The sequence below is a fragment of the Ruegeria sp. C12 genome (assembly GCF_056537745.1).
On sequence record NZ_JBQFSA010000007.1, the window covers coordinates 139,319 to 161,210 of the forward strand.

22 protein-coding genes are annotated in these 21,892 nt (G+C 60.1%); 14 read left to right on the forward strand and 8 right to left on the reverse strand.

Features of this window, described 5'->3' with window-relative positions; translation table 11 throughout:
• Positions 1-3: 3 nt before the first annotated feature.
• Positions 4-861 (reverse strand): HpcH/HpaI aldolase/citrate lyase family protein, encoded by an 858-nt coding sequence (locus ACR0C9_RS14630; protein ID WP_480781341.1) that lies wholly within the window; start codon positions 859-861, stop codon positions 4-6.
• A 179-nt stretch (positions 862-1,040) separates the two neighbouring features.
• On the opposite strand from ACR0C9_RS14630, the gene ACR0C9_RS14635 reads away from it, so the two are divergent.
• Entirely contained in the window at positions 1,041-1,346 is a 306-nt protein-coding gene (locus ACR0C9_RS14635; protein WP_480627006.1) for a hypothetical protein, read from the forward strand.
• Here the strand turns inward: ACR0C9_RS14635 and ACR0C9_RS14640 are convergent.
• Positions 1,343-2,098, reverse strand: a complete 756-nt coding sequence (locus ACR0C9_RS14640; RefSeq protein WP_170624021.1) for a sulfite exporter TauE/SafE family protein — start codon at positions 2,096-2,098, stop codon at positions 1,343-1,345. The genes ACR0C9_RS14635 and ACR0C9_RS14640 overlap by 4 nt on opposite strands.
• A 160-nt stretch (positions 2,099-2,258) precedes the next feature.
• On the opposite strand from ACR0C9_RS14640, the gene mdh reads away from it, so the two are divergent.
• The 11 genes from mdh to lpdA all read left to right on the forward strand — a co-directional run bounded on the left by mdh (position 2,259) and on the right by lpdA (position 14,183).
• Complete coding sequence (gene mdh, locus ACR0C9_RS14645; RefSeq protein ID WP_170522252.1) at positions 2,259-3,221, forward strand: malate dehydrogenase; 963 nt, start codon at positions 2,259-2,261, stop codon at positions 3,219-3,221.
• 319 nt (positions 3,222-3,540) lie between these two features.
• Positions 3,541-4,734: an ADP-forming succinate--CoA ligase subunit beta gene (sucC, locus tag ACR0C9_RS14650; RefSeq protein ID WP_480781342.1), complete on the forward strand. Its 1,194-nt coding sequence runs from the start codon at positions 3,541-3,543 to the stop codon at positions 4,732-4,734.
• An 8-nt stretch (positions 4,735-4,742) separates the two neighbouring features.
• The gene (locus tag ACR0C9_RS14655) at positions 4,743-5,153 is read left to right on the forward strand and encodes a hypothetical protein (RefSeq protein ID WP_480781343.1); all 411 of its coding nucleotides are present in this window, start codon (positions 4,743-4,745) and stop codon (positions 5,151-5,153) included.
• 86 nt (positions 5,154-5,239) lie between these two features.
• Positions 5,240-6,121, forward strand: coding sequence for a succinate--CoA ligase subunit alpha (gene sucD / locus ACR0C9_RS14660; protein WP_170522246.1), 882 nt, complete (start codon positions 5,240-5,242; stop codon positions 6,119-6,121).
• A gap of 5 nt (positions 6,122-6,126) precedes the next feature.
• Positions 6,127-6,957, forward strand: a complete 831-nt coding sequence (locus ACR0C9_RS14665) for a hypothetical protein (protein ID WP_480585687.1) — start codon at positions 6,127-6,129, stop codon at positions 6,955-6,957.
• A complete protein-coding gene (locus ACR0C9_RS14670; protein WP_170455659.1) occupies positions 6,954-7,493 on the forward strand; it encodes a DUF805 domain-containing protein in 540 nt (179 codons plus the stop codon). The genes ACR0C9_RS14665 and ACR0C9_RS14670 overlap by 4 nt, the downstream gene beginning before the upstream one ends.
• The gene (locus ACR0C9_RS14675; RefSeq protein ID WP_480781344.1) at positions 7,490-10,447 is read left to right on the forward strand and encodes a 2-oxoglutarate dehydrogenase E1 component; all 2,958 of its coding nucleotides are present in this window, start codon (positions 7,490-7,492) and stop codon (positions 10,445-10,447) included. The genes ACR0C9_RS14670 and ACR0C9_RS14675 overlap by 4 nt, the downstream gene beginning before the upstream one ends.
• Positions 10,448-10,450: 3 nt before the next feature.
• Positions 10,451-11,959: a 2-oxoglutarate dehydrogenase complex dihydrolipoyllysine-residue succinyltransferase gene (odhB, locus tag ACR0C9_RS14680; protein ID WP_170455663.1), complete on the forward strand. Its 1,509-nt coding sequence runs from the start codon at positions 10,451-10,453 to the stop codon at positions 11,957-11,959.
• Positions 11,960-11,961: 2 nt separating this feature from the next.
• Complete coding sequence (locus tag ACR0C9_RS14685; protein WP_170455665.1) at positions 11,962-12,231, forward strand: hypothetical protein; 270 nt, start codon at positions 11,962-11,964, stop codon at positions 12,229-12,231.
• Positions 12,232-12,314: 83 nt separating this feature from the next.
• On the forward strand, positions 12,315-12,725 hold the full coding sequence (locus ACR0C9_RS14690) for an MAPEG family protein (protein WP_170455667.1): 411 nt from the start codon (positions 12,315-12,317) through the stop codon (positions 12,723-12,725).
• 69 nt (positions 12,726-12,794) lie between these two features.
• On the forward strand, positions 12,795-14,183 hold the full coding sequence (lpdA, locus tag ACR0C9_RS14695; RefSeq protein WP_170455669.1) for a dihydrolipoyl dehydrogenase: 1,389 nt from the start codon (positions 12,795-12,797) through the stop codon (positions 14,181-14,183).
• A gap of 21 nt (positions 14,184-14,204) precedes the next feature.
• On the opposite strand, the gene ACR0C9_RS14700 is transcribed toward lpdA, so the two are convergent.
• Positions 14,205-14,783: a TetR/AcrR family transcriptional regulator gene (locus ACR0C9_RS14700; protein ID WP_480781345.1), complete on the reverse strand. Its 579-nt coding sequence runs from the start codon at positions 14,781-14,783 to the stop codon at positions 14,205-14,207.
• A gap of 102 nt (positions 14,784-14,885) precedes the next feature.
• Between ACR0C9_RS14700 and ACR0C9_RS14705 the strand changes: the two genes are divergently transcribed.
• On the forward strand, positions 14,886-15,479 hold the full coding sequence (locus ACR0C9_RS14705) for an NAD(P)H-dependent oxidoreductase (protein WP_170624033.1): 594 nt from the start codon (positions 14,886-14,888) through the stop codon (positions 15,477-15,479).
• A 9-nt stretch (positions 15,480-15,488) separates the two neighbouring features.
• Here the strand turns inward: ACR0C9_RS14705 and ACR0C9_RS14710 are convergent, their stop codons facing one another.
• Genes ACR0C9_RS14710 through ACR0C9_RS14725 form a run of 4 tightly spaced genes read right to left on the reverse strand, consistent with a single transcriptional unit; the run spans position 15,489 to position 18,394 of the window.
• Positions 15,489-16,094 (reverse strand): pyridoxamine 5'-phosphate oxidase family protein, encoded by a 606-nt coding sequence (locus ACR0C9_RS14710; RefSeq protein ID WP_480781346.1) that lies wholly within the window; start codon positions 16,092-16,094, stop codon positions 15,489-15,491.
• Positions 16,081-16,821: a lysophospholipid acyltransferase family protein gene (locus ACR0C9_RS14715; protein WP_480781347.1), complete on the reverse strand. Its 741-nt coding sequence runs from the start codon at positions 16,819-16,821 to the stop codon at positions 16,081-16,083. Before ACR0C9_RS14715 ends, ACR0C9_RS14710 begins: the two co-directional genes overlap by 14 nt.
• Positions 16,821-17,720 (reverse strand): FtsX-like permease family protein, encoded by a 900-nt coding sequence (locus ACR0C9_RS14720; protein ID WP_170624035.1) that lies wholly within the window; start codon positions 17,718-17,720, stop codon positions 16,821-16,823. Before ACR0C9_RS14720 ends, ACR0C9_RS14715 begins: the two co-directional genes overlap by 1 nt.
• Positions 17,717-18,394 (reverse strand): ATP-binding cassette domain-containing protein, encoded by a 678-nt coding sequence (locus ACR0C9_RS14725; protein ID WP_170624208.1) that lies wholly within the window; start codon positions 18,392-18,394, stop codon positions 17,717-17,719. The genes ACR0C9_RS14720 and ACR0C9_RS14725 overlap by 4 nt, the downstream gene beginning before the upstream one ends.
• Before the next feature lie 184 nt (positions 18,395-18,578).
• Between ACR0C9_RS14725 and ACR0C9_RS14730 the strand changes: the two genes are divergently transcribed.
• Complete coding sequence (locus ACR0C9_RS14730; protein ID WP_170624037.1) at positions 18,579-19,328, forward strand: zinc-ribbon domain-containing protein; 750 nt, start codon at positions 18,579-18,581, stop codon at positions 19,326-19,328.
• 11 nt (positions 19,329-19,339) lie between these two features.
• Here ACR0C9_RS14730 and ACR0C9_RS14735 read toward each other — a convergent pair whose 3' ends face one another.
• A complete protein-coding gene (locus ACR0C9_RS14735) occupies positions 19,340-21,883 on the reverse strand; it encodes a TIGR02302 family protein (protein WP_480781348.1) in 2,544 nt (847 codons plus the stop codon).
• Between the last annotated feature and the right edge of the window lie 9 nt (positions 21,884-21,892).

Consider the following 21,892-nt stretch of genomic DNA (forward strand, 5'->3'; position numbering starts at 1 on the left):
GGCTTACCCCGCTTGCAAAGCTGTAATCGCCTCCGCTTTTGCCAGAAGTTCACGTGCGGTTACAACATGCAGGTTTTCGACAATCTTGCCGTCAACGACAGCAACGCCCTGCCCTTGCGCCTCGGTCTCTTCAAAGGCGGCGATCTGGCGGCGGGCCAGATCGATCTCGGCATCCGAAGGTGCGAAGGCCTCATTCGTGACCTCGACCTGCGCCGGGTGGATCAGAGTTTTACCGTCAAAGCCCATATTCCGGCCCTGCGCACATTCGGCGGCCAAACCTTCTGTGTCTTTGAACGCATTATATACGCCGTCCACAATGATCAGACCTTCGGCCTTGGCCGCCAACAGGCACAGGCCCAAAGACGTTATCAGCGGCAGGCGATCCGGGCGGAAGCGTGTCTGAAGCTCTTTAGCCAGATCGTTGGTGCCCATGACAAAGCCCGCCATCAGGGGATGGGCCGCAATCTCGGCCGCGTTCAGCATCCCGCGCGGGGTTTCCATCATCGCCCAGATCGGCAGATCCCCGGTGATTGCGGCCAAAGCGTCGACATCAGCGGCCGAGCTCACCTTGGGCAGCAGAACCACATCGGCATCCATGTCCCGCACGGCTTCGGCATCGGCGCGGCCCCATTCGGTGTCCAGCCCGTTGATTCGAACGATCTTGACCCGCGAACCATACCCGCCAGCGGCCAGGGCTGCCTTGAGCGTCTCGCGTGCATTCTCTTTCTCGTCCGCTGCAACTGCATCTTCCAGATCGAAGATGATCGCATCAACAGGCAGAGTGCGTGCCTTGTCCAGGGCCCGATCACGCGAGCCGGGAATATACAGAACCGAACGATACGGGCGTTGACGCGGATCCATCGATGCCTCCCTAAGAAATAAAGTTGCGCGGAATGGGCCATTTTTTTCGGGAAACTTCAAGGTCAAAATCGCCGCAACGCAGCATTCGACCCGCCGCGTGACGCAACGCACTTTGGTTTAACCGGATTTCCGGTCCCCGCCCGCAAGCTGACTTGCACACCAAACAAAAGGGGTCGGAGATGAAAAAGAGAGTTGTGAATATGACCATCGGGCTTGGGATCATGGTGTTGGCGGCCCAACAGGTGCAGGCGCAGAACCGCAACTGCGCCCCGCGCGCGGACGTGATCGAGCGTCTGGCCGGCACCTATGGCGAAACCCGCAAGGGGATCGGCATTGCCCGTCAAGGCGCGGTGATGGAGGTGTTTGCCTCGGACGAGACGGGAAGCTGGACGATCACCGTCACCCTGCCGGACGGCATGACCTGCCTTGTGGCCTCGGGCCAGTCCTACGAGGCGCTTACCGAAGCCCTGCCGCCCAATGCCTAAGTCAAAGCGTCCCAGATCAGTTTTGATCCGGTCAGGGTCAGCAGAACATAGGTGATGCCAAAGAACACGCGTTCGGACAGCATAAAATGCGCCCGAACGCCAAGCCAGGCCCCTAAGACAGCAAACGGAGCCAGCAGAAGATTGGCCCAGGCCGTTTGCAGGGTGAAAAGCCCCAGATAGGCATAGGGCACAAACTTCACGATATTGATGACCCAAAAGACCAGCACGGTCGACGCCTGAAATTCGGTCTTCGTCAGGCGCTGCGACAGCAGATAAACCGCGGCAGGCGGTCCCCCGGCATGGCTGACGAAGCTGGTGAAGCCTGCCACCACACCGGCAAACACCCCGGCGGATGGCGGCAAACGGTCTGCAAAGCCGCGAATCCAACCTCGGACCTGTGCGATATGCCAAACCACAAACGCGACCGAGATGCCGCCGATCAGCAACCGCAGCACGTCGTCATTGGTCAGGTGGAAAAGGCCCATTCCCAGCAGCACACCGGGTATGCCGCCCAGTATCAACAGGCGGCAATCCGGCCAGCTCCAACGTTTCCAATAGGGGCCAAGCGTTGCCACATCGATGATCATCAGGATCGGCAACATCAGCGCCACGGCCTGCGCCGGGCTCAGGATCAGCGCCAGAATCGACGAGGACGCAAAAGCCACGCCCGAACCGAACCCGCCTTTTGAAATACCGGCAAAGATCACCGCAGGGATCGCCACGGCAAAAAACATCAGGTTCAGTTCGAACATGCGGCGGCCTGCGAATTGGCTTGTCTCACAAGCCGTTTAGCGCAATCAACACGGGCAAGGCAAACGGTATGCGGTGGCATGCCGCGCCGCAGGACCCTTGCGCAATTGCTATTTAGCGACTAGCACAACCGCGATTTCAAAACCGACCGGAGAATTCCAAATGGCCAGACCCAAGATTGCGCTGATCGGCGCGGGGAACATCGGCGGCACGCTTGCACACCTGGCAGCTGTCAAAGAACTGGGTGACGTTGTCCTGTTTGACATCGCAGACGGACTGCCGCAGGGCAAGGCACTCGACATCGCAGAATCCGGCCCTTCGGAAGGCTTTGACGCTTCGATGAAAGGCACCAGCGACTACGCCGACATCGCAGGCGCGGATGTCTGCATCGTCACCGCAGGCGTCGCCCGCAAACCGGGGATGAGCCGCGATGACCTGTTGGGCATCAACCTGAAAGTCATGAAGTCCGTTGGCGAAGGCATCGCTGCCCACGCGCCCGACGCCTTCGTGATCTGCATCACCAACCCGCTGGACGCGATGGTCTGGGCCCTGCGCGAATTCTCGGGCCTGCCCCACAACAAGGTCTGCGGCATGGCAGGCGTGCTGGACTCGGCGCGTTTCGCACACTTCCTGTCGGAAGAGTTCAACGTCTCGATGCGCGACGTCACCGCCTTTGTTCTGGGTGGCCACGGCGACACCATGGTTCCCTCGGTCCGCTATTCGACCGTTGCCGGTATCCCGCTGCCCGATCTGGTCGAGATGGGCTGGACCACGCAAGAGAAACTGGACGCCATCGTTCAGCGCACCCGCGACGGTGGTGCCGAGATTGTTGGCCTGCTGAAAACCGGCTCGGCCTATTACGCGCCTGCGACTTCGGCGATCGAAATGGCCGAAGCCTATCTGAAAGACCAAAAGCGCGTTCTGCCCTGTGCCGCCTATTGCAGCGGTGAACTGGGTGTCGATGGCCTGTATGTCGGCGTCCCGACCGTGATCGGCGCAGGCGGTGTCGAGCGCATCGTGGACATCAAGCTGAACGCGGACGAACAGGCCGGTTTCGACAACTCGGTCAACGCGGTGAAAGGCCTGATCGAGGCGTGTAAGGGCATCGACAGCTCGCTGGCGTAAGCCGCACCTCTGCACACGCATTCCAAACCGGCCTTCTTGCGAGGCCGGTTTTTTTGTGGCTTTCGATCCGGCTGATTTCCGGTCGCTCCTGTTATCGCAAACGTCGCAAACTCTGCTTTTTGAATGTGATTTTATCGGTCTACCGGCAGGATCGAATCAAACGCCAGCTCGTTCAGATTTTGTGATCACACCCCAAAAACCTGTGATCACAAATACTGAAAATCTTCCACAAAAACTCGTGACACGTCAAAAAACCCTTTAAACTTGCCCTCTAGACACGCCTATAACGGTTCAATCGTAGTCAAACGGGACAGTTTCGATGAATATCCACGAATATCAGGCCAAAGCGCTTCTTCGCAGCTATGGCGCTCCGGTCTCTGAAGGTCGCGCGGTTCTGCGCGCCGAAGAAGCCAAAACCGCAGCCGGTGAACTGGACGGCCCGCTTTGGGTGGTCAAGTCGCAGATCCACGCAGGCGGTCGCGGCAAGGGCTCTTTCAAAGAGGCAGACGCCGGTGAAAAAGGCGGTGTGCGCCTGACCAAATCGGTCGAGGAAGCCGCCGAAGAAGCCAAGAAGATGCTGGGTCGCACGCTGGTCACGCATCAGACCGGCCCGGCGGGCAAACAGGTCAACCGCATCTACATCGAAGCCGGTTCCGGCATCGAAACCGAAATGTATCTGGCCCTGCTGGTGGACCGCCAGACCAGCCGCATCTCGTTCGTCTGCTCGACCGAAGGTGGCATGGACATCGAAGAAGTGGCCGCTGAAACGCCCGAGAAAATCCTGTCGTTCTCGGTCGACCCCGCGACCGGCTATCAGCCCTATCACGGCCGCCGCATCGCGTTCTCGCTGGGTCTGCAAGGCGCACAGGTCAAGCAATGCGTCAAGCTGATGGGTCAGCTGTACCAGGCCTTCGTCGAGAAGGACATGGAGATGCTGGAGATCAACCCGCTGATCATCACCGATGGCGGCGACCTCAAGGTGCTGGACGCCAAAGTCAGCTTTGACGGCAACGCGGTTTACCGCCACCCCGACATCGCCGAACTGCGCGACACAACCGAGGAAGACCCCAAGGAACTGGAAGCCTCGAAATACGACCTGAACTACATCGCGCTGGATGGTGAGATCGGGTGCATGGTCAACGGTGCCGGTCTGGCGATGGCCACCATGGACATCATCAAGCTGTATGGGGCCGAGCCTGCCAACTTCCTCGACGTAGGTGGCGGTGCCACCAAAGAGAAAGTGACCGAGGCGTTCAAGATCATCACCTCGGACCCGCAGGTCAAAGGCATTCTGGTCAACATCTTCGGCGGCATCATGCGTTGTGATGTCATTGCCGAGGGCGTTGTCGCCGCCGTGAAAGAGGTCGGCCTGCAGGTTCCGCTGGTCGTGCGTCTGGAAGGCACGAATGTCGAGAAGGGCAAAGAGATCATCAACACCTCGGGCCTGGACGTAATCGCGGCGGACAATCTGAAAGACGGTGCCGAGAAGATCGTGAAGGCGGTTAAGAGTTAAGTTCGAATATGCGGGCGTTTCTAATTTCGGCAGTTTCAGTCGCGTGTCTCTCCACGGGCGCTCAGGCTGCGACGCTTGAAGAAGCCACTCAAGCAGTAGAGTGTTTTCAGCTTTCAGCGTCGGCTTCCGCAATTAGTCAGGATTTGTTTGACCGTTTCGACATTCAGACGGAACCCAACTACCTGCTTTGGAAACGTTACACGAATTTGTTCTCCGAAAGAGCTTCGTTGCTCGAACAACTATTGGATAGCGATCAAGAACGAATGATCGTAGGCCTCTACCAAGATGAAAACGAGATCGAGTTAGTTTCCGCAGTTCGCAAAATTCGAGACTACGGAACGATGGTCGAAAAATACTCGTTTTTGTCCTCCGTAGAAGATCGTTGTTTGGGTCAACGGAACCAATCGGACCAAGAATAAAAGCGTAGGGTGGGTGATTTCACCCATCTTTAATTGAGATGATGGGTGCGAGCACCCATCCTACGAAAATCAAAGGAGAACGCCAAATGGCAGTCCTCATCGACGAAAATACCAAAGTGATCTGTCAGGGCTTTACCGGCTCGCAGGGCACATTCCACAGCGAACAGGCCATCGCTTATGGCACCAAGATGGTCGGCGGCGTGACCCCCGGTAAAGGCGGGATGGAGCATCTGGGCCTGCCCGTGTTCAACTCGGTCCACGAAGCCAAGCATGTGACCGAAGCCAACGCCTCTGTCATCTATGTGCCGCCGCCCTTCGCGGCTGACTCGATCCTCGAAGCGATTGATGCCGAGATGGAAGTGATCGTCTGCATCACCGAAGGCATCCCGGTTCTAGACATGATGAAGGTAAAACGCGCGCTGGAAGGCTCGAACTCGCGCCTGATCGGCCCGAACTGCCCCGGTGTCATCACGCCTGATGCCTGCAAAATCGGCATCATGCCCGGCCACATCCACAAGCGCGGCTCGGTCGGCGTTGTGTCCCGTTCGGGCACCTTGACTTATGAGGCCGTCAAGCAGACCACAGATGTGGGTCTGGGCCAGTCCACCTGCGTTGGCATCGGCGGCGACCCGATCAAAGGCACCGAGCATATCGACGTGCTGGAATGGTTCCTGGCGGACGACGAAACCGAGTCGATCATCATGATCGGTGAGATCGGTGGCTCGGCCGAGGAAGAAGCCGCGCAGTTCCTGGCGGATGAGGCCAAGAAGGGCCGCAAGAAGCCGACCGCCGGTTTCATCGCAGGCCGCACAGCCCCTCCGGGCCGCCGCATGGGCCACGCGGGCGCAATCGTCGCCGGTGGCAAGGGCGGTGCCGAGGACAAGATCGAAGCCATGCGCTCGGCCGGTATCGTCGTGGCCGAAAGCCCGGCGCAGCTGGGTGAGGCCGTGCTGGAAGCGATTGGGTAAGCGCGATGGCGCGCCAGAAAATATGCTTTGTGAGGCGGGGGGCAAAATCCCCTCGCCTCCTGCATGTTTTGGTTTTGTTTCTAAGTGTCCAGTTTTCCGCAATCTCGGGGACTGCCAGCGCATCACCGAAATTTACAAAGCCAACACAGGACGTAATCGATCTATGTACATGGTCATTGGCAGATCGTGCTTCGGTTGCTGAGGAATTCACCCAACGCGGATGGAAAACGTTCCGTGCGCCCTATCCCGAAGCACTTGCTTCGCTTTTGGCAGATGGCGGACTCTTCCGTGCCCTTATTGATGAGAGATACAACTTTTTCGGTCTGGATACAGAAACTGGCATCATTCCCGACATGATTGAGCATCTGGACACCATATCTGATGTCTCACAGCGCGGTGTCTTTGATGCGTTCTGGTGGGATGGAGACACCCGCGCGTTTTTGATGATCCATGACAAGGGCGGAAATAGAAAACTTGGCGAAGACCTTGGATGCCGCTTCTTTAGTTCTTCTTTGCAAGATGCAACATTGGTTTCTGATGCAGTTCATCAATACCCGGGTGACGGGCACAAAGTATCTCTTGGTCCGGCTCGAACTGTGAGCGCGACAACTATTGGAGACGAACTACACAAACCGCTTTCTGGTGCTGCTAGTTTTCTCGTGAAACTAGGCGTTTTTGTTGATCGCCCGATTCTGGAACCCCAAGTTGGCATGGGGCCAGCGAGAGTGGATTTTTTCTGGTTCGAGCAATCCGAGTTCGAAGAGCAGTATTCTAGAAAACCCAATTCTGCATTTGGATTAGAAATTTATCGGCGAAATAAGGAGGCCAAACAGTGACCTTCTCTGACGCCATCCGCACCTGTTTCTCCAAGTTCTTCACCTTCTCGGGTCGGGCCTCCCGCCCCGAATACTGGTTCTTTTTCCTGTTTATCGTGATCTGGAGCTTAATCGCAGGGATCATCGATGCGCAGTTCTTCACTCAGGTCTCGGTCAGCGAAAGCGATGAGGTCAAACAGGTCACCGCGACATCCCGCCAACCGGTTCAAAGCATCGTCAGCCTGATCGTCTTCTTCCCGCATCTGGCCGTCGCGTGGCGGCGGATGCATGATAGCGGGCGCAGCGGGCTCTATGCTCTGCTACCAATCCTGCTGATCCTCGGGGCCTTTGCGGTTCTGATTTTTGGCATTGGCCTTGCCAGCCAGTTCCACGGTGGCACTCTGGACATTCTGTTCACACGTGCCACTCTGCTGATCGTCATTCCGACACTCATCGTTCTGTTTGTGTCGCCCCTGCTGGTTCTGTGGTGGCTGACCCGCCCCAGCCAACCCGGCGCCAACCAATACGGTCCCAACCCATATGAGGTAGCCCAATGACCGAACATACGCCCAACTCTGCCTTTCATGCCTCGAGCTTTATGCAAGGGCACAATGCCGAGTATCTGGAGCAGCTTTACGCCCAGTATACGAAGGACCCGAACGCGATAGACGCGGCCTGGGTCGATTTCTTCCGGCAGATGGGCGACGCCACGCCCGACGTTCAGAAAGAGGCAGAAGGGCCGTCCTGGGCGCGGACCGACTGGCCGCCGATGCCGGCCGATGATCTGACCGGCGCGCTGACCGGCGAGTGGGCCGAGATCGACGCCAAGGCGGCAGACAAAAAGATCAAGGACAAGGCCGCTGACACGGGCGTCAAGGTCAGTGAAGATCAGGTCAAACGCGCCGTGCTGGACAGCCTACGTGCCCTGATGCTGATCCGGGCCTATCGGATCCGGGGCCATCTGGCTGCCGATCTGGATCCGCTGGGCATGCGCGCGGCCAGCACGCACCCGGAACTGGACCCAAAGACCTACGGCTTTACCGAAGCCGATATGGACCGTCAGATTTTCATCGACAACGTGCTGGGCCTGCAGATGGCCAGCATGCGCCAGATCGTCGAGATCGTGAAACGCACCTATTGCGGCACCTTCGCGCTGCAATACATGCATATCTCGGACCCCGAACAAGCCGCCTGGTTGAAAGAACGGATCGAAGGCTACGGCAAGGAAATCGCCTTTACCAAGGAAGGCCGCAAGGCGATCCTGAACAAGATGGTCGAGGCCGAAGGCTTCGAAAAATTCTTGCATGTAAAATACATGGGCACCAAGCGGTTCGGTCTGGACGGCGGCGAAAGTCTGATCCCGGCGATGGAGCAGATCATCAAGCGCGGCGGTGCCCTAGGCGTTCAGGACATCGTGATCGGCATGCCGCACCGCGGGCGTCTGAACATCCTCGCCAACGTGATGGGCAAGCCTTACCGCGCGATTTTCAACGAATTCCAGGGCGGCAGCTTCAAGCCCGAGGACGTGGATGGCTCGGGCGACGTGAAATATCACCTTGGCGCCTCCAGCGACCGCGAGTTTGATGGCAACAGCGTGCACCTGTCGCTGACCGCCAACCCCAGCCACCTTGAGGCCGTGAACCCGGTTGTGCTGGGCAAGGTCCGCGCCAAGCAGGATCAGTTGAAAGACGAAGACCGCACCAAGGTCATGGGCATCCTGCTGCACGGCGATGCGGCCTTTGCCGGTCAGGGTGTGGTGGCCGAAGGGTTCGGCCTGTCCGGCCTGCGCGGGCACAAGACCGGTGGAACGATGCATATCGTGGTGAATAACCAGATCGGTTTCACCACCGCGCCGCACTTCTCACGCTCCAGCCCCTATCCCACGGATATTGCGCTGATGGTTGAAGCACCGATCTTCCACGTCAACGGGGACGACCCCGAGGCCGTGGTGCATGCGGCGAAGGTGGCGACCGAGTTCCGTCAGAAGTTTCACAAGGACGTGGTCATCGACATCTTCTGCTATCGCCGGTTTGGTCATAACGAGGGCGATGAGCCCATGTTCACCAACCCGATCATGTACAAGAAGATCAAGACGCATAAGACCACGTTGTCTCTGTACACCGAGCGTTTGGTCAAGGACGGTCTGATCCCCGAGGGCGAGATCGAGGACATGAAGGCCGCCTTCCAGGCCCATCTGAATGATGAGTTCGAGGCTGGAAAAGACTATAAACCCAACAAGGCCGACTGGTTGGACGGGCGCTGGTCGCACATGGACAAAAGCAAGGAAGAATATGTGCGGGGCGAGACCGCCATTTCTCCGGACACGCTGGCTGAGGTTGGCAAGGCACTGACCCATGCGCCCGACAATGTGGCCCTGCACAAGACCGTGGGCCGCCTGCTGGATCACAAAAAGCAGATGTTCGAAACAGGCACAGGGTTTGACTGGGCCACGGGCGAAGCACTGGCCTTTGGCTCATTGCTGACCGAAGGCTACCCGGTGCGCCTGTCCGGGCAGGACGCAACGCGCGGGACGTTTAGCCAGCGCCATTCCGGCTTTGTCCATCAGGAAAGTGAAGAACGCTATTACCCGCTGAACAATATTCGCTCGGGGCAGGCGCAGTACGAAGTGATCGACTCGATGCTGTCCGAATATGCGGTTCTGGGTTTCGAATACGGCTATTCGCTGGCCGAACCCAACGCCCTGACCCTGTGGGAAGCGCAGTTCGGCGATTTCGCCAACGGGGCGCAGATCATGTTCGACCAGTTCATCAGCTCGGGCGAAAGCAAGTGGCTGCGGATGTCCGGTCTGGTCTGCCTGCTGCCGCACGGGTTCGAAGGGCAAGGGCCGGAACACTCGTCTGCCCGTCTGGAACGGTTCCTGCAAATGTGCGGTCAGGACAACTGGATCGTGGCGAACTGCACGACGCCTGCGAACTATTTCCACATCCTGCGCCGTCAGCTGCACCGGACCTTCCGCAAGCCGCTGATCCTGGTGACGCCGAAATCGCTGCTGCGCCACAAGCTGGCTGTTAGCAAGGCAGAAGAGTTCACCACAGGCTCCAGCTTCCACCGGGTTCTGTGGGACGATGCGCAGCACGGCAATTCGGACACCAAGCTGGTCAAGGACGACAAAATCAAGCGGGTCGTGATGTGTTCCGGCAAGGTTTACTACGACCTGCTGGAGGAACGCGACGCGCGTGGGATCGACGATGTCTACCTGATGCGGATCGAACAGTTTTATCCGTTCCCGGCGCACTCGCTGATCAATGAGCTTGAGCGCTTTAAGGGTGCGGAAATGATCTGGTGCCAGGAAGAGCCCAAGAACCAGGGCGCCTGGACCTTTATCGAGCCCAATATCGAATGGGTGCTGACCCGCATCAAGGCCAAGCATACCCGGCCGCGCTATGTCGGTCGCGCAACATCCGCCTCACCCGCGACGGGTCTGGCCAGCCAACACAAAGCCCAACAAGAAGCGCTGGTGAACGAAGCGCTGAGCATTGAAGGAAAGTAAACGATGACGATTGAAGTTCGTGTTCCCACGCTTGGCGAATCGGTAACCGAAGCGACGGTTGCGACCTGGTTCAAGAAACCCGGCGATGCGGTCGCCGTAGATGAAATGCTGTGCGAGCTTGAGACCGACAAGGTTACGGTCGAAGTGCCCTCGCCCTCTGCCGGTGTGATGGGCGAAATCGTCGCCGCCGAAGGTGAAACCGTTGGCGTTGACGCCCTGCTGGCCACAATCACCGCGGGCGAAGGCGCGGCTCCTGCGCCTGCCGCCGCTCCGGCCCCGGCAGCCGCCCCGGCTGCGTCGGGCGGCAGCGTGGACGTCATGGTGCCGACGCTGGGCGAATCCGTGACCGAAGCAACCGTTTCGACATGGTTCAAACAGGTCGGCGACAGCGTCGCGCAGGATGAGATGCTGTGCGAATTGGAAACCGACAAGGTTTCGGTCGAGGTTCCGGCCCCCGCTGCGGGCGTGCTGGCTGAAATCGTGGCCCCCGAAGGCGCGACCGTGGATGCCTCGGCCAAGCTGGCGGTGATCTCGGGCGCGGCGGCTGGGGCTGCTCCGGCTCCGGCAGCAGCCGCGGCGGCGGCCCCGGCAGCGGCCAGCACAGGCAAGGATATCGCCAATGCGCCGTCAGCCGAAAAAGCCATGGCCGAGGCTGGCCTGTCGGCCGATCAGGTCACTGGAACCGGTCGCGATGGCCGGATCATGAAAGAAGATGTGGCCCGCGCCGCTGCAGCACCGTCGGCCCCCGCACCGGCCCCGGCGGCCCCTACCCCGGCACCAACCCCGCGCGCGCCTGTGGCTGCCGCAGATGCCGGGCGCGAAGAACGGGTACGCATGACCCGTCTGCGCCAAACCATCGCCAAGCGCCTGAAGGATGCGCAGAACACCGCAGCGATCCTGACCACCTATAACGAGGTGGACATGACCGAGGTGATGGCCCTGCGCAACCAGTACAAGGATCAGTTCGAGAAGAAGCACGGCGTGCGTCTGGGCTTTATGTCCTTCTTCACCAAGGCCTGCTGTCATGCGCTGAAAGAAGTGCCCGAGGTGAACGCGGAAATCGACGGCACCGATATCGTCTACAAGAACTTCGTGCATATGGGCGTTGCCGCCGGTACGCCGCAGGGTCTGGTGGTTCCGGTGATCCGCGATGCCGACAGCATGTCCTTTGCCGCGATCGAGAAGGCGATTGCCGAAAAAGGCCGACGCGCCCGTGACGGCAAGCTGAGCATGGAAGAGATGCAGGGCGGCACCTTCACCATCTCAAACGGTGGCGTCTACGGCTCGCTGATGTCCTCACCGATCCTGAACCCGCCGCAGTCGGGTATTCTGGGAATGCACAAGATCCAGGACCGTCCGATGGTTATCAATGGCGAAATCAAGATTCGTCCGATGATGTATCTGGCCCTGTCCTATGATCACCGCATCGTGGACGGCAAAGGCGCGGTGACGTTCCTTGTCCGCGTGAAAGAGGCGCTGGAAGATCCGCGCCGCCTGTTGATGGATCTGTAATCATGGCGACTCATGTCCTTTGGCAAGCCGATGTGGCGGATTTCGATGCCTGGCTGACCGTGTTCCGCGAAGACCAGAAAATGCGTGAGGCTGCGGGAATCCGCGACCTCCATATCTGGCAGGACCCAGCTCAGAAGGATCACGCTGTGGCCCTGTTCGAAATCACCGATCTGGACCGCGCGCAGAGTTTTCTGGAATCAGAAGAGCTGGCGATGCACCACGAACGCGGGGGCGTTGCGCATATCCAGGTCAAAGTTCTGAACCCTGTCTAAACAGTGCTGCCCGGATCAGACATAATCCCAACTGGCCGCCCGACCCATCATAGGGTGGGCGGCAAAAATGAAGGTGTTCCCCTGTGACACCCGAGTTGACTGCCCTGACATTGGCCGCACTGTTGCAGATCATCCAATATGCTCTGATGGCGATCCCGGCCAATCTGGAACTGGGTCCGGGCAAGACCATGTCCGCGCGCGACCGCAGCCGGTTGGGTGGTGCACTCGAAGATCAGCTGTCCGATGAAACGGCCCGTCTGTATCGGGCGCTGAACAATCACTTCGAAGGGCTGATCCTGTTCTCCATCGCTTGTGTGGTCGTGACCCTCAGTGGGACGGGCAACGACTTCACTGCGACCTGCGCCTGGACCTATCTGGTGGCGCGCGTCCTTTACGTGCCCGCCTATTATTACGGTTGGAAGCCCTGGCGCACCCTGATCTGGTTCGCCGGGTTCCTGACTACCACCTTCATGCTTTTGGCGGTGCTATTGTGACGCCGCTGATGTACAACCTGTTCAGAGGTTTACGCCCTGTGACAGCCCGAATTCTCAAGGAGACCCTCAATGGCAAGTTATGACGTCATCGTAATCGGCTCAGGCCCCGGCGGCTATGTGTGTGCCATCCGTTGTGCCCAGCTGGGCCTGAAAACCGCCTGCGTTGAAGGACGGGACACATTGGGCGGCACCTGTCTGAATGTGGGCTGCATCCCATCCAAGGCGCTGCTGCACGCCAGCCATCAGTTGCACGAGGCCGAGCATAACTTTGCCAAGATGGGCCTGAAGGGTAAATCGCCTTCGGTCGATTGGAAGCAGATGCAGACCTACAAGGACGAGGTGATCGAAGGCAATACCAAGGGCATCGAGTTCCTGTTCAAGAAGAACAAGATCGACTGGCTGAAAGGCTGGGGCTCGATCCCCGCTGCAGGTCAGGTCAAGGTTGGTGATGAGGTGCACGAGGCGAAGAACATCATCATCGCCTCGGGGTCCGAGCCCGCCTCGCTGCCCGGTGTTGAAGTTGATGAGAAGGTTGTCGTCACCTCGACGGGTGCGCTGTCGCTGGGCAAGATCCCGAAGAAGATGGTCGTTATTGGTGCAGGTGTGATCGGGCTTGAACTGGGTTCGGTCTATCAGCGGCTGGGTGCCGAGGTCACGGTGATCGAATTCCTCGACGTGATCACACCGGGCATGGACCCCGAGGTGCAGAAAACCTTCCAGCGTATCCTCAAGAAACAGGGTTTGAAGTTTGTCATGGGCGCAGCGGTGCAAAAGACCGAAGCCACCAAGACTAAGGCCAAGGTCACGTACAAACTGCGCAAGGACGACAGCGAGCATGTGGTCGAGGCGGATACCGTACTGGTCGCCACCGGGCGCAAACCGTATTCGGACGGCCTGGGGCTGGACGCTTTGGGCGTCGAGATGACGCCGCGTGGTCAGATCAAGGTCGGGGCCGACTGGCAGACCAACGTGCCTGGCATCTACGCCATCGGCGACGTCACCGAAGGCCCGATGTTGGCGCATAAGGCCGAGGATGAGGGCATGGCTGCCGCCGAACAGGTCGCGGGCAAGCATGGTCACGTGAACTACGGCGTCATTCCTGGCGTGATCTACACCTGGCCCGAGGTTGCCAATGTCGGCGAAACCGAAGAGACGCTGAAAGAACAGGGCCGCGCCTACAAGGTCGGCAAGTTCATGTTCATGGGCAACGGTCGGGCCAAAGCCAACTTTGCCGCCGACGGGTTCGTGAAGATTCTGGCCGACAAGGAAACCGACCGTATTCTGGGCGCACACATCATCGGCCCCGGCGCTGGCGATCTGATCCACGAGGTCTGCGTCGCCATGGAATTCGGAGCCTCAGCCGAAGATCTGGCCCTGACCTGCCACGCCCACCCGACCTATTCCGAAGCCGTGCGCGAGGCTGCCTTGGCCTGCGGCGACGGACCGATCCACAGCTAAGACCAATGACTCCGGCGGCAATCAGCGCGCCGGGGTCAGCCATGCATCCAGATAGGTTTCCAGCCTGTCGGTGAATGTCGTCGCGGAATGCAACGCGCAGAACCTTAGAGACATCGCCTGAATCGCAAAGGCCTGCACACCTTCTGCCAACAGCTCGGGCGGCACATCCTTGCGCATCTGAGCAGCGTCAAGCCACATCATCACGACGCGGAAGTACCGCTCAAAGCAATAGGCGATCGGGCCCACCTCGGCGATTGCCGCCGCGCCGGAATACCTGATCAACAGATCGAATACATACCGTTCGGACGTCATGAAACTGTGGGCGGGCTCCAGCCCGGCGATGATTTCGGCGACGGTTCCGGGCGGCGGGCCGGACTCGGCCTGATCCAGGCACGCGTTCAACCTGTCAGCGATCAGAATTTCCATCATCGCGTCTTTGTCGTGGAAATGCGCAAAGAACGTCCCCTTGGCCACACCGGCGGCCTTGACGACATCTTCCACCCTCAGCGCCTCATACCCGCTGTCCTGAATCAACGCCTCGGACGCCGCCATAAGGCGGGCGCGGGTTTTCAGTGTACGTTTTTGAACTGTCTTCTGCATAAGGCTAATTTGCACGTTTTCTGACCGTGGTCAAATTTTTTATTGACCGCGGTCATTTTTTGATTCTATAAACTGACCACGGTCATTTTTAGGAGAACCCCGATGCAGCCGAAGAAAATTCTGATCCTTGACGGACACCCTGCCGAAAGCAGCCTGTCCCGCACCTTTGCGCAAACCTATGGCGACGCAGCCCGCGAAAACGGGCATGATGTCCGCCTGATCCACCTGAGCGATCTGCAGTTCGACCACGATTTCGGTCAGGGCAATTACCACGACTTCAAGCCGCTAGAGCCCGTGCTGGAACAGGTTCTGCAGGATTTTGAATGGAGCGATCATCTGGTCCTGACAGCGCCAATGTGGTGGGGCGGTCTGCCTGCGAAACTGAAGGGTCTGATTGACCGCATGTTCATCCCGGGGCGTACTTTCGATACGCGACACACGACCAAGATGGGTTTCCCGGCCCCGATGCTGACCGGTCGCACCGCGCGCGTCATTCTGACGTCGGACACGCCGGGCTGGTTCATGCGGCTGATCTATCGCCAGGCACTGATCCGGCAAGTACGCGATCAGATCCTGGGCTTTGTCGGCTTCAAACCAACACGGTTTACCTATTTCGCAGGGGCCAGCTATCCCAAGCCCGGTCATGTCGAGCGCTGGATTTCCCAGGTCGCCAGGATTGGCGCAGCGGCAGTGTAGCCGCCGTGACTACCACATGGTTTTAGCGGCGCGCGCGCCCCATTCGCGATCATAGCGTGCGCCGCCTTCGTCCCCGTCCGACGCCTCGGCCAGAATTTCTCCGATGGTTGGAAGAGGCGCGGACTCATCACCGCAAGTCCAGGTTCTTGCCCGCATCAGCGCCCGCGCGCATTGAGTGTAAATCTCGTGAAGTTCAATCACGATCACAGTCGCCGGGCGCTTGCCCTGCTTTTCGAACCGCGTACGCAATTCATCATCCGCAGTCAGACGCGCCGTCCCGTTCACCCGCACCACGTTGTTGGAACCGGGCACGATGAACATCAGCGAAACACGCGGATCGCGCACGATGTTGCGCAGCGAATCCAAGCGGTTGTTGCCCCGCCAATCCGGCATCGCCAGAGTCTTTGGATCCAGCTCCAGCACCACCGGGCCATCGTCACCGCGCGGGCTGCCATCGACACCTTCCGGCCCGACCGTGCTGAGAATGCACAGGCGCGAGGCCATGATCCATGTCCGATACAGTGGCGTCAGGCTGTGTGCCACTTTGCGCAAGGACGGTGCGCCCGGGGTGCCATAAAGCCCCGCAAGCGTCTCGGTATCTTCAATGAACTCCATCTGGGTCAAACCCCACTTCTTTCATCAACGCGGTCGAGCGGGTCTCGATCACCTCTTCCAGCCGCCCAAGGAATGCATCGCGCGCGACACCCGGCTCGATCGGGTCGAGGAAATCGACGATTGCCAGGCCGGGTTTGCGCAAGATGCCCGTGCGCGGCCAGAAAACCCCCGCATTTGTGGCAACAGGGACGCACGGCACGCCAAGCCCTTCGTACAGAACCGCCGTGCCCACCTTATAGGGCTTTTTGGCCCCCGGTGCGACGCGGGTGCCCTGAGGGTAGATGACCAACTGGCCGGGTTCGGTGAATTCCTTGGCGACATCCTTGACCATCTTGGCCACCGCCGCACCCTTCTTGCCCCGGTTGACCGGGATACATCCCAATCGGCGCGCATATAGGCCAATGACCGGGGTCCACAAAAGCTCTCGCTTCATGATGAACTTGCCATGCGGGATCACGTTGAAGATCAAGAGAATATCAAGAAACGACTGGTGCTTGGCCCCGATGACAACCTCGCCCGTGGGCACTGCGCCGCGCACCTCAGAGCGAATGCCAACCATCCAGCGCGCAAGCCAAATGGTACTGCTGGCATAGGCTTTGCAGGCCCGCAACGCGCCGCGTTTGGTGAAGATCGCGTAAGGCAGGTACAGAATGCCAAGGATCAGCATCCAAAGGTAGATCACAAACATGAAGATCACCGAGCGGACCCACTGAATGGCCATGGACATCACGAAAGCTCCTTCAACTTGCGGCGCGCGGCGGCCCAGGTGGCAAAAAAGGCGACGGCCGCGCCCAGAATGGGAATGGCCACGGGCAAAATCCAGTCACTGCCCTGAAACCCGACGCCAGACAGGAAGCCCCCGGCATCCGAGGCTTCGGGCAACAACAAAACGCCGGTCATCCCCAACAACGTGCCCACGGCTGCGCCAAACAGCGCGCGGTAGGTAAAGCGGCGCACGAAGGCTCCTGCGATAAACCGGTCGCGGGCCCCAACCTGACGCAACACCTCGATGATCTTGGCATTCGCCGCCAGTGAGGCATTCGCGGCCAGAGTGATCATGGCCGCCGTCGCCCCACCGATCAGCAGGATCGAAATCCAGCCCAATCGCCTAAGGGACATGGCGGCATCGACCAAAGGTTCGCGCCATCTGGTGTGGTCATCCAGAACCGCGCCCGGTACCTCGGCCCCAAGGCGCAGGCGCAGACCGGCGGCGTCAAGGCCCGGTTCGCCTTCGACAATCTCGATCAGTTGCGGGATGGGCAGCGTGTCCAGTGGCAGATCTGGCCCGAACCAGGGCGACAGCAGGGCCGCCTGTTCCTCGGTCGTCAGGGCGCGGGCCGAAGCGACGCCGGGCGTTTGGCTCAGCACGGTCAGCGCGGCCTGGGCCTGGGCGGCCAGCTGCTCGGCCGGCGCGTTGATGCGCAGGGTGGCGGCCCCGGCCAGTTCCGTTGCCCATCGGTCGGCAATCCGGCCCGAGGCCAGCGACAGGGCCAAAGCAAAAACGGTCAGAAACGCCATCGCGCCCGAAACGAATAGGGTCAAATGCGCGGTATACCCGGTTGGGGGCACCACGCGGTCGGCCCGAGAATCTCGTCGCAGCAGGTTTCGGATATCGCCCCGGCTCATAGATCCGCCCCCGCCAAGTGCAGACGACGCTGCGAGATGCGCAGAACACGCGCCTGAACCTGACTTTTCGCGGCACGGATCAGGCTTAGATCATGGGTGGCGATCAGGACGGTTTTGCCCATCCGGTTCAGTTCGACCAGCAGGCGCAGCAGGCGCTGCGACATCTCCCAATCCACGTTGCCTGTGGGTTCATCGGCCAGCACCACGTCAGGCGACAGGATCACCGCACGGGCCAGCGCGGCGCGCTGCCGTTCGCCGCCCGACAGCTCTGGCGGATGCGCTTCAAGACGGGACCCCAGACCGACCCAGCCCAGCAACTCGGTTAGATTGTCCTGCTCATCCGCTTCAACCCGGCCTGAAACCATCAACGGCAGCGCGACGTTTTCGGCCAAGGTCATATGGTCCAGAAACTCGCAATTCTGATGAACCACGCCGATCCGGCGGCGCAACAGGGCCATCTGATCGCGATCCAGCGTGGCTATGTCCTGATCAAAGGCGCTCAACCGCCCGGATGTGGGCAACAATGCGCCGTAGCATAGTTTCAGAAACGTGGTCTTGCCCGCACCCGAAGGCCCCGTCAGAAAGTGAAACGAACCCGGCTGCAATTGCACCGAGACATCGCTCAGCAATTCGCCGTCACCATAGGTGTAGCTGACATTTTCCAGCTCGATCACACGTGCCCCCATTTATTATGCCGCTCTTCTTGCCCCAGTGCGGGTGTGGTTTCAATGCCTGTACCGAGTCCAATTGGTGACACTTGGACCGTGAAACCGAAAACGCGCTTTGCTGTTGGGTCTTAACGGAATATCATGCCTGAAAAAACTATTATCGGCCGGATTGCACGGCCGGGGAGGCAGCATGCGTCTTACATGTCCGAATTGCAGTGCCCAATATGAGGTCCCGGACGAGGTCATCCCCGAGGAAGGCCGCGATGTCCAATGTTCGGCCTGCGATCACACATGGTTTCAGGCCAAACATCCTGTAGCGGAAACACCAGAGCCCGCCCCGGCCGAAGCCGACACGCCGGAACCCGAAGCGGTCGAGCCTGAGGCCGCCGAAGACCCGCAACCTGAAGAGGCTGCGCCGGTTGTGGCCGAGATCGCGCCAGAACCCGAGCCTGAGCCTGAGCCGGAACCGGCAGATGCCAAACCTACCGGCAACGTGGACCCTGCCGTGGCCAATATTCTGCAGGAAGAGGCGGCGCGCGAGGCTGACTTGCGGGCGCAAGAGGGCAGCAGCCTGGAAACGCAACCGGATCTGGCGCTGGATGTCGCGCCGACGCCCAAGGTCGAACCACGGCGCCCTACCGCCTCGGAAACGTCCGAGGATGCCGGTCAGAAGGACGCTCTGCCGGATGTAGAGGCGATCAATTCCAGCATGCTCAGCGAAGAACCCGAGGCCGAACAGCCAGCGCGCAAATCCGGCGGCTTTGTGCGTGGGTTTGCGCTGATGCTGATCATTGGCGTGATTCTGTACCTGATCTACGGCAACGCCCAGCAGATCAGCGAAGCTGTGCCGCAGGCGGATCCGGTGCTGAATTCCTATGTCTCACTGGTGGATCAGGCGCGTGTCTGGCTTGAGAGCCAAGCCGGATCCGGCGCGCCCTAGACCTGACGTCGTCAGAACCGTTCAAGCAGCCGTTTCAGATATTCCAGTTCAATTGTGGGCCGGTCGCTTTCGCCGGTCCGGCGGCGGATTTCGTCCAGCAACTCACGCGCGCGACGATACACATCCTCGCCCTGCAACAGGTTTTCCTCGGTCGAGATTGACCCGGCAGCACCCGGATTGCGGCCCAGCGGATCGCGGTTGTTGGCCTGCGCCTCACCCTCCTGCGCGCCCTGACCGGGCTGGTTCTGCTGGTTCTGGGCCAAGGCCTCACCCAGCGATCGCATGCCCTCGCGCAGGGCTTCCATCGCCTCGGACTGGCGGTCTATTGCCTCGGCCAGATCATCGCCGCGCAGGGCCTGTTCGGCCTCATCCATAGCGCGCCCCGCCCGGCCCAACGCATCACGCGCGGCCTCGCCTTCCGGCGTTCCTGCACCGGGCAGGCCCTGCGCCTGCCGCCGCAACTCATCCCGCAGGGCCTGCTGACGGTCGGCAAGGTTGCCCTGTCCGGACTGGCCTTCCCCGGCCTGATCCGAATCCTGCCCCTGACCGCCCTGGCCCTCGTGGCTTTGTCCGCGGCCCATGCCGCCACTACGCCCTTCATTGCCCTGGCTCTCACCAGACTGGGCACCGGGGTTGAATTGTTCCTGCAGGTCGCGGAAGGCCTGATCGCTAAGGCCCTGTTGTTCGCGCAACGTCTCGGCCAGGCCTTCCATGGCCTGTTGCCCTTCGGACTGGCCGCCCTGACCTTGCCCTTGGGTGACGCGCATATTCTCCATCATCTGCTGGAATTCTTCCAACGCCTGCTGCGCCTCGGCCATGCGGCCCTGTTCCATCAGTTCCTGAATGCGGTCCATCATGGCCTGCAGGTCGTCCTGCGTCATCTGCATGGATTCGCCGTTCTGGCCCTGCTGCCGCTCGCCGTCTTCGCCATTCTGCTGTGCCAGACGCTGAAGCTGTTGCAAATAGTCCTGAGTTGCCTCGCGCAATTCCTGCATCAGCTCGGCAATTTCCTCGTCGCTGGCACCGTTTTGCATTGCCTCGGTCAAACGTTCCTGCGCGCGGCGCATCCGTTCCAAAGCATCCGCAAGCGTGCCGTCCTCGATCAGAACCGCAAGGTCCCAAAGCGCTTGCGCAATCTCCTCTTGCTGAGGCTGCTTCAGGCCATATTCCGTGAACGTCTCCAACCGCCGCAACAGAACGCGAAGCCGCAGATAGGCCGTGTCCGAGCGGAACAGATCTTCGGGGCGATGGGACACCGCGCGCAATACCTGCGCAACCCGCGCGCCATTGTCGCGCGACCACAGCAAATCACGCCGCTGTTCGATCACCGCCGCTGCCAGCGGGTCAAAGAACCGACGCGCTGGCAAGGCGGTCAGATACGGTTCGGATTCGGACTGCTGATCTGCGGCATCCCGCGCCATCAACGTGATGCGCACCGGCAGATGCGCCCACGGGTGCTGCGAGAAATCTTCGATCAGATCTTCGGTGAAATCGGCCCGGTCGCCGGTGATCGGCATGGGCAACTCGATCTGAATCACCTCGCGCGGCTCAGGCTCTGTGGTCAGGCCATAGCGGCGATCAACGGCGGCCAGATCCAGTTCGATCAGGGCTGAGCCCGAGACGACACCGTAATCATCGCTGGACTGGAAGGGCAATTTCATCTGCCCACCGGCTTCAGCCTCGGCCACGCCTGCGACGCTGATCCGGGGTGCGGCATCCGCGACCACATCCAGCGTCCAATCCCGGCCTGCGGGTCCGTCGATCCGCAACTGGCCCGAGCGGTCGACCACGAATTCCTGTTCCGGCGCGGTGGCGGCTTCTGTACCCAGAACAGAGCTTGTTTCGGTCAGGCTATGCGCCCCAACCTCACCGTAAAAGCGCAGCGTAATGTTGCTGCCCTGCGGCACAGACAGGGTCGGCCCGGACTGGTCGGCCAGATACAGGGTCGGCAGGCCGGTATAGCGCGGCGGCTCGACCCAGCCTTCCCAGGTGGGTCCCTGCCCGGCGACAGCCGTGCCGGGCGTCATCTCCGCGACCGAACCGATGCGCCAGAAGGACCCGAACAACACAGCCACCACCAGCGCCAGCAGCGCGGCGTAGCGCAAAGCATACGGATCGCGCGACGCAAGTCGCAGATCGGGTTTGACTGCCTTGGCCGTCGAGGCTCGCTGCGCCATACGCGCCTTGTGCGCGTGCCACAGCGCAACCGAATCCGCATCCGTGGCCCCAATTGCCTGATCATCCATCAAGGCCTGTATGGGCCGCCCCGGAAGGGTTTCATCCAGACGCGCCAGCGCCTCGATCCGCGATGGCACATGGAATCGCCGGACCCCAAGAACCGCAGCCACACCCAGCACAATCAGGCCAAGCGCGCCGATACCCCAAACAAGCTCGACCCGGACCTGATCCTGCAGGCCCAGCATCAATGCGGCCAAAATGCCCATCAGGATCGAGAAAAACGGCCAGAAAGCGCGCATAACCTGCTCGGCCAGCAGCCCCGCATGGGTCAGCCAAAGCGAAAGTCTTGGAATCGGCAGTTTCAATCTGTCGCGCAATGCGGGCCT